The 411-nt window shown below is 30.9% G+C and carries 1 protein-coding gene; it reads right to left on the bottom strand.

Annotated elements, in window-relative coordinates:
* On the bottom strand, positions 1 to 401 hold a 401-nt coding region (locus ACVC2P_RS03405), incomplete at its 3' end, for a hypothetical protein (RefSeq protein WP_452597084.1).
* Between the last annotated feature and the right edge of the window lie 10 nt (positions 402 to 411).

Raw genomic sequence — 411 nt, 5'->3', positions numbered from 1 at the left:
CCTGTATACCAATCATAAGAATACACCGTACAGGTTTCGGCATCAGAGTTTACTTTACTAAAAATAGTATCAGAAATATCATCTAATGGCGTGAATGTAATTTTATCATCTAGATTAACAATCTCTCGATTGATTAAGCTGTTTTTTTCTGTTTCAGTAATAGTGTATTGTACTAAAAAGACTTTAAAAGTATGATCTGCTTGTTCTTCTAAAAGCACATTTTCTAATAAACCATTATCCTCTGCTCTGTAAACGCCAAAGGTGTAATTTTTTAACCCATTATTATGTGTTATTACTTTTGCGTAATGCGTATTAATTGTAAAGTCGTAAATCTCATTATAGACTGTTTTACCCGCCTTATTATCACTCACTTTCTTTTCTGCTTTATTAATGATACGCATTAAGTTGGTG

It is taken from the genome of Pontimicrobium sp. MEBiC01747, assembly GCF_053601635.1.
The sequence above is the reverse complement of the archived record's forward strand: the minus strand, read 5'-3'. Positions and strand labels throughout refer to the sequence as shown.